Genomic DNA, 6,620 nt, shown 5'->3' on the forward strand with positions numbered 1-6,620 from the left:
ATCTACTAACCGACTACTTTTTAATAGCTGGCTTAACAACAATGTATCCGTTCTTTGGTCCTGGAACAGCACCTTTAATAAGTAGTAAGTTGTTCTCAACGTCAACTTTTACAACTTTTAAGTTTTGAACTGTTACAGTAGCGTTTCCGTACTGACCAGCCATCTTTTTACCTTTCATTACTTTTGAAGGGTAAGCCGACATACCGATAGATCCACCAAGTCTGTGGTTTCTAGATACACCGTGTGTAGCTCTGTTTCCAGAGAAGTTGTGTCTCTTCATTACACCTGAAGTACCTTTACCTTTAGAAGTACCTGTGATGTCTACGAATTCTACGTCTCCAAGAGTATCAACTTTGATCTCTTGTCCAAGCTCGTATCCTTCTACTGAATCAACTTTAAGCTCTCTAACGAATCTCATTGGCTTAACACCAGCTTTGTTAAAGATTCCCATTAGTGGCTTAGTAGTGTTCTTTTCCTTCTTCTCGTCAAAACCTAACTGAACTGATGTGTAACCATCGTTCTCTTCAGTCTTCTTCTGAAGAACGAAGTTAGGTCCTGCTTCTACTACAGTTACTGGAACGAACTTTCCATCTTCAAAGATTTGAGTCATTCCAACTTTCTTAGCTAAAATTCCTGCCATGTTTCTACCTCCATCAAATAATATATTGGTTGGCAACTTCGCCTCGTGGTTCCACATTTCGACTTTAAAAAAAATCGGCCAACGTGTATTATTCTGTAAGGATAATTCCGGTATAAGGTTCTCCGTATCCCTCGATTATCCAACAATCAGCTTTACGCTTCTCACGATCGATTAATCCGCAATTAAGCTTGCTTAATCTCGATTCCAACACCAGCTGGTAAGTTTACCGCTGTTAAAGACGAAATCGTCTTTTGGCTAGAGTTGTTGATCTCTACCATTCTTCTGTGTACTCTCATCTCGAACTGCTCTCTAGCGTCCTTGTTTACGTGTACAGATCTAAGTACAGTGTACTTCTTGATCTTAGTTGGTAGTGGCATAGGTCCTGCGATCTCTGCTCCAGATTTTTTTGCAACATCAGCGATCTTCTTTGCTGACTGATCTAGAAGAGTGTGATCGTAAGCTTTTAAGTATATTCTTAACTTATTTGAAGCCATCTCCTCTTGCACCTCCTATTAACAAATTTAGTATCGACGTTTGAAACGTCATTACTCATACACTTCAAAGATTATAGCACACATTCTATAAAATACAAAGCTTTTTTTTACTATTTTACAAAGTTTTTGTCCCTCTCTAGCCCCTGTAAATAAAGGCTTAAAAAAAGACAATCTTCTCTAGATACTGTTTTTGCTGAGTTTCTTTTTTTTAGGATAATTCTTATTTTTTTTCCAGTAAAATGGAATCCTCCTTTTCTCGGTCCCTCCAGCCCCTCTCCACACTAAAAAAGGGAGCAGAATTATCTGCTCCCCCTTCCTTAACTTCAGACCGACTGATATTCCGTAAAAATGGTATTATCTCCTAGAGTAAGACACCTATGAGCACCACTGCCACCGTAATCTGGACCAGGGTGAGAACAGTTCCTGCAAGGAGGGCTTTAGGGCCCTCCTTTAGCAGCTCCGAAACCCTTATCCTCATACCTATCCCCGCCATGGCCACAAGCATTAGCCACTTGCTGGCTATCTTTATTGCTCCTATTCCCCCCTGGGGTATCAGATTCAGGCTTGTGAGGACACATAGAAGGAAGAATCCCACTATGAATGGCGGTATCCCCATCTTCCCCCTAACACCTTTCTGGTGCATCTTCTCCTCCCTCTTGAGCATGTAGGAGTAGAGAAGTATCACTCCCCCGAGCATAACAACCCTCAGCATCTTAAAGAGGGTTGCATAGGTCTGAACCCTGGTATCTATCATCCCTCCGCTGGCTGCCACCTGCCCCACCGACTGAAGGGTCCCCCCTATGAGGGCTCCTGCATCTACATCGTTCATGTGAAGCACCTTCACAGCTACTACCGGCAGGATAAACATGAAGATGGTTCCCATGAGGTTTACCACAGCTACCGATATTCCCACCTCATCCTCCTTGGCTCCCACTATGGGAGAGGCTGCTGCTATGGCTGAGGATCCGCACACTGCGTTTCCCGCTCCCAGGAGGAGAGAGAACTCCCTGGTAAACCCAAGCATCCTTCCAAGCTTTATAGAGCTCCCTATAACCACAGACATCACTATAAGGATATAGATAATTCCCCTACCTCCCACAGCCAGGACATCTCCTATATTCAGGGTTACCCCCAGAAACATAATTGCCAGGGGAAGAAGCTTCTTCTCTGCATAGACTACCCCCGGGGCAAGCCTTTTATCTGTGGCTATGGTGTTTCCCGCTATTATCCCCAGTATTATGGCAAAACTCGTGCTCCCCAGGCTGGGCGCCAGCACCACTGCATTTTTTGCTACCAATGCCAGGATCAGGCAGACAAAAAGCCCCCTGAGCTGATCTCTCTTTATTATCTTATTCATATTTTACTCTCCTATATAGTATTCTCTTCAGGGAATATTATAAGGGAGGAGTAGTTTTTTGTCATCTATTATATATAGAAAAGGATCCCAAAGGATCTTTAACTTATCTATATTTCATTATTAAGGTTAAAAGTTTTTCATTATTTACATCTAAAACAAAGTCCGCGAATCTTTTTACAGGCTCAAGATAGAACCTCTTCGGCTTGACTAGTCGAAGCAAGCCACCCTGTGGTGCCCGACGACCGACTTCAGCCGATCAAAAGCAAAATTCATTCCCTGAACACAATAAAAAGAGCCTTCCGGCTCCCCTTAGTCTACCTCATCATATTTTTTATAGTTCTCCTTGAGCTTTTCCTGGCTGAATCCCAGACTTTCCAAAGATTCCCTATAGACCTTTTGGATCTTCTTCACCTTAATCTCCCCTCCGTTACCGCCTCCTGTATATATGGTATAGAGGGCATATACTACTGCCAAGGCCACTACCACTCTAACAAACGACATATCTTCCCCTCCTGATTTTGTTGTCCTGATACATTATTCTGATAAGAAGTAAACTCTCCTTGCTAATTGAGTAAAAAATATATAATAAACTGTATTAGACAACTGAATATTAAAGGGGTTATAAGTTATCTGCTTAATTGTAGTTTTGTGAGGGATAGATATGGTAATAGAAAATATGTTTTCACAGCATGAGGATCTCTAGAGTTGTCATTGATACAGGTCAGGATGTTGCTTCTCCTTACTATAATATAGAAGGATTCCTTTCGTGAAAAAAGAGCCGCAATTTGGGGAGACGGCTCTTTTGAAAAGGATTCATTCCACAGCCTCCAACTTTGCGAGAGTTTTTATAGAGGTCTGTCATATTTAGATTCTACTCCCTTAAACTTAGATTATTCTTAAAGGTCCACTGGAAGTTGCTCTTTTACCATTTATCTGAAGATGTTTCTTTAGATGCTCTCCGACCTAATAATCCTGTCGTCTCTTTCTACCACCAGCCTTACCTTAGTGTCGTAGTCTTCTTTGATTTGAGCCAGAACCCTATCCACTATAGGGTCAATTGCATCTAAAAGCACCTGATCGGTCATATCTTTTTTTGCCTCTGTTTCCACCTCCACCACTATTAGGTCTCCGGCTCCCTCTACCTCCACTTCAGCCTCCCTTATGCCATCTATAGACTCGAAGCTCTCCCTATACTGTTTATTCAAGAGCTCACTGTACCTTTCAAACCTGTCTTCCCCATCATCTGCCATTGCCATGCTTGAGCCTGCTAAGATAAATATCCCTGCCACTGCCTTCTTTAAGTTATTCATCATTTTATTCCCTCCTTGGTTTTCTTTCTACACCATAAGTTTAGCCTCTCTACCTTAGAGGGGGCTTAGATGGGCATGAGCTTTTACTTAGATATAAAAAAGAAAAGAGCTCCAAGACTTTTTTCTTTTATTACCCAGAGCCTATTCGTTACTTCTGTCTTGAAACAGAAGTAACCAAGAGTTCAAGACCTCCGATAATTATCTTTTCGGGCTATCACAAAGTTCTCGTTCCTTTTATGGGCTCAAGATTGAACCTATCCTGTTTGACGGAACAAAGCTACGGGTTTATAGTGAAGCTAAACGGCTATCTCCGGTCAACTAAAATAAAAAATACAAAATATAATTTTATCCCTTATAATATTTATATAAATAATTTTTACCCTTGGAGGACCAATGATCGATACAAGACTTTTAACCTTTATAAATCTTGCCAGATTAAAAAACTATACCAGGACTGCAGAGGTGCTTCATATGAGTCAGCCGGCAGTTACTCAGCATATTAAATTTTTAGAAAACTACTATAATATTAAGCTCTTCTACAAGCATGAAAAAGAATACCTCATTACTCAGGAGGGGGAGATCCTCTTGGAATATGCTCAGAAGATGTATTCTCTTTCAGATAAGACTCACCGCCTCCTTAGCGGAACAGGGGGAATACCTAAAAAATACCGTTTAGGGGCTACCCTCACCATCGGCGGATACCTCCTGCCGGAATTCCTTGCTGTATATAAAAAAAAGAAGCCCCTTACAGGGCTTTCTCTCACAGTTAAAAATACCACCGATACTCTGAACGATCTCCAGAGAGAAGCAATCGACTTAGCCCTTATTGAGGGAGAGTTTCCAAAAGACAAATTTGACTACAAACTTCTTAAGGTAGATGAGCTCATCCTTGTCGCCTCTCCTAAAAATCGCCTTTCAGAAATCCAAAAGATCTCCATCTCCAAGCTCTCAGAGGAGGGTCTCATCTTAAGGGAACCAGGGTCCGGTTCCAGAGATTTTCTTTCCCAGAAGCTCCACTCCATGGGAGTCGACCTCAGTGACTTTAATATTTCCATGGAGGTGGGAAGCCTCACCGCCATAAAGGAACTTGTTCTATCAGATGCAGGAATCTCCATCATCTCAAAGGAAGCTGTCAAGAAGGAGCTTGCAGAGGGAACCCTTATCCATATACCCATTGAGAACCTAAAGCTGGAAAGAGAGTTTAACTTTGTCTATTGCAAGGGGCTTCATGCAGACGACTTTATTGATGAGTTTATTGAATTCTGCACATCAGGTTTTTAACAGATATAAAACACTCCCCTCTTTCTCTGCCTTACGCAAAGAGAAAGAGGGGAGTAGATTAAAATAATACCTTAACCGCACCAAGAGCTATCATCATCTGAATAAGAGCAGTCACCCCTACACATATTATAACTTTGGGAGCCTTCTTTAAGAGGCTTTTTATATTAATTTTCATTCCAATAGCTACCATGGCTGCATTTATTAAAAATGTAGAGGTGGTCGACGAATGATTTATCGTGTCTAAAACTACTGGGTTTCCTGGAGAAAGCCAGCTAATTCCTGTAAAAACCACAGAAGTTATTATAAATCCCTTTATAAAGGGTGGAACCTTCGTCTTAGCCGATGCCATTTCACCACTATTCTTTTTAAATACCATCCCCAGCACCATAACTATAGGTGCAAATGTAAGAAGTCTTGCCATCTTTATTACCACTGCATAATTTAACACTTCCTGAGATATAGAAGATGAAGAGGCTACCAGATAACCCATTATATGAAAGACACCTGTAAAGATCCCTGCACTTTCCATATGAGTGAAGTTCATGGCAGCTGCCACTGTAGGAAGAATAAATAGAAAGATTGTTTCAGAAAAATTTATTGCCCCTATTGCTGTTCCTACCTCTTCCTTGGTAGAACCTACCGCCTCTCCTGCAGGAACTATACACGACATCCCTCCCACACCTAAAATAGCCGACTGAGTTTTAGATAATCCCATTATTTTCCCTGTTACCATACTTATTACTACGTTGGTAAGTCCGATTAATATTACAAAGAGTATTACACTGCTCCCAAACCCCAGAATTTCAATGAAGTTTAGTTTTGCCCCTAGAAGTATTACTCCCAGATCAAGACAGGTTTTCCCTACAAATCTCTGAACTGCAGAAGCCTCTGCATCCTTTAAAAATGTATTTCCTGCTGCCATCCCAACCACTATACACAGCAGAGTACTGCTTAAAAACATGCTGTACCCGCTCAGTTTGCTGCAAACAAGAGCCGTAGCTATGAAAAATACAAAGAGCCCCCCTTCAGATATCAACCTTCTATTTGTTAAAGAACCCAAATACGATCTAACTAATTCCATTATTCCCTCCTTATTTATCCTATGAAAATATTTTATCATTATATAAACCATAAGTTAAATAATGGTTTTTTATAATTTTTATAATAAAAATTTATAGTTTGTCTGAGAAACTAAGGGTTGAAAATCATACATTAATAGGGTAACCCAGATCTCTTTCAGAGTATCTGGTGATTTAAAGTATAATCAAAAATAAGGAAACTCAGAATTCCCTTTGGTCATCTGAGTACTGAAAAATATACTCAGAGCTTCGTTTTTTTCCAATAAAAAAGAGGACTCTTACGAGTCCTCCTTGAATTTCTATTAGGTTTCCAAAGAAACATCTAAGAAAAATGAAATTATAAGTAAGTTAATTACTTAGTGATAGTAGCAACTACTCCAGAAGCTACAGTTCTTCCACCTTCTCTGATTGCGAATCTAAGTCCCTCTTCCATTGCGATTGGGTGGATTAGATCAACAG

Annotated in this window: 8 protein-coding genes; 1 reads left to right on the plus strand and 7 read right to left on the minus strand. The window is 40.6% G+C overall.

The genetic code is table 11. The features are described from left to right. Positions 1-13: 13 nt before the first annotated feature. The 5 genes from rplC to QMG11_RS17825 form a co-directional block, all read right to left on the minus strand. On the minus strand, positions 14-640 hold the full coding sequence (gene rplC / locus QMG11_RS17805) for a 50S ribosomal protein L3 (RefSeq protein ID WP_281837674.1): 627 nt from the start codon (positions 638-640) through the stop codon (positions 14-16). Between the two features lie 182 nt (positions 641-822). Continuing rightward, positions 823-1,134, minus strand: a complete 312-nt coding sequence (gene rpsJ, locus QMG11_RS17810; RefSeq protein WP_281837675.1) for a 30S ribosomal protein S10 — start codon at positions 1,132-1,134, stop codon at positions 823-825. Positions 1,135-1,495: 361 nt separating this feature from the next. Further along, positions 1,496-2,491 (minus strand): YeiH family protein, encoded by a 996-nt coding sequence (locus QMG11_RS17815; RefSeq protein WP_281837676.1) that lies wholly within the window; start codon positions 2,489-2,491, stop codon positions 1,496-1,498. 309 nt (positions 2,492-2,800) lie between these two features. After that, positions 2,801-2,992, minus strand: a complete 192-nt coding sequence (locus QMG11_RS17820; protein WP_281837677.1) for a hypothetical protein — start codon at positions 2,990-2,992, stop codon at positions 2,801-2,803. Between the two features lie 446 nt (positions 2,993-3,438). Continuing rightward, complete coding sequence (locus QMG11_RS17825; protein ID WP_281837678.1) at positions 3,439-3,804, minus strand: hypothetical protein; 366 nt, start codon at positions 3,802-3,804, stop codon at positions 3,439-3,441. Positions 3,805-4,194: 390 nt separating this feature from the next. Between QMG11_RS17825 and QMG11_RS17830 the strand changes: the two genes are divergently transcribed. Next, positions 4,195-5,082: a LysR family transcriptional regulator gene (locus tag QMG11_RS17830; protein ID WP_281837679.1), complete on the plus strand. Its 888-nt coding sequence runs from the start codon at positions 4,195-4,197 to the stop codon at positions 5,080-5,082. Between the two features lie 58 nt (positions 5,083-5,140). Here the strand turns inward: QMG11_RS17830 and QMG11_RS17835 are convergent, their stop codons facing one another. Together QMG11_RS17835 and QMG11_RS17840 are read right to left on the minus strand one after the other, a co-directional pair. Then, on the minus strand, positions 5,141-6,163 hold the full coding sequence (locus QMG11_RS17835; RefSeq protein WP_281837680.1) for a YeiH family protein: 1,023 nt from the start codon (positions 6,161-6,163) through the stop codon (positions 5,141-5,143). A gap of 350 nt (positions 6,164-6,513) precedes the next feature. Further along, a partial coding sequence (locus tag QMG11_RS17840) for an EF-Tu C-terminal domain-related protein (RefSeq protein WP_281835143.1) occupies positions 6,514-6,620 on the minus strand: 107 nt, incomplete at its 5' end.

It is taken from the genome of Propionigenium maris DSM 9537 (assembly GCF_027925155.1).
GTDB classification, from domain to species: domain Bacteria; phylum Fusobacteriota; class Fusobacteriia; order Fusobacteriales; family Fusobacteriaceae; genus Propionigenium; species Propionigenium maris.

Bases quoted from the DNA above. Each gene is read 5' to 3' on its own strand.
- QMG11_RS17830 (WP_281837679.1), top strand. From the start codon at position 4,195: ATGATCGATACAAGACTTTTAACCTTTATAAATCTTGCCAGATTAAAA.
- QMG11_RS17815 (WP_281837676.1), bottom strand. From the start codon at position 2,491: ATGAATAAGATAATAAAGAGAGATCAGCTCAGGGGGCTTTTTGTCTGC.
- QMG11_RS17825 (WP_281837678.1), bottom strand. From the start codon at position 3,804: ATGATGAATAACTTAAAGAAGGCAGTGGCAGGGATATTTATCTTAGCA.
- QMG11_RS17820 (WP_281837677.1), bottom strand. From the start codon at position 2,992: ATGTCGTTTGTTAGAGTGGTAGTGGCCTTGGCAGTAGTATATGCCCTC.
- rpsJ (WP_281837675.1), bottom strand. From the start codon at position 1,134: ATGGCTTCAAATAAGTTAAGAATATACTTAAAAGCTTACGATCACACT.
- rplC (WP_281837674.1), bottom strand. From the start codon at position 640: ATGGCAGGAATTTTAGCTAAGAAAGTTGGAATGACTCAAATCTTTGAA.
- QMG11_RS17835 (WP_281837680.1), bottom strand. From the start codon at position 6,163: ATGGAATTAGTTAGATCGTATTTGGGTTCTTTAACAAATAGAAGGTTG.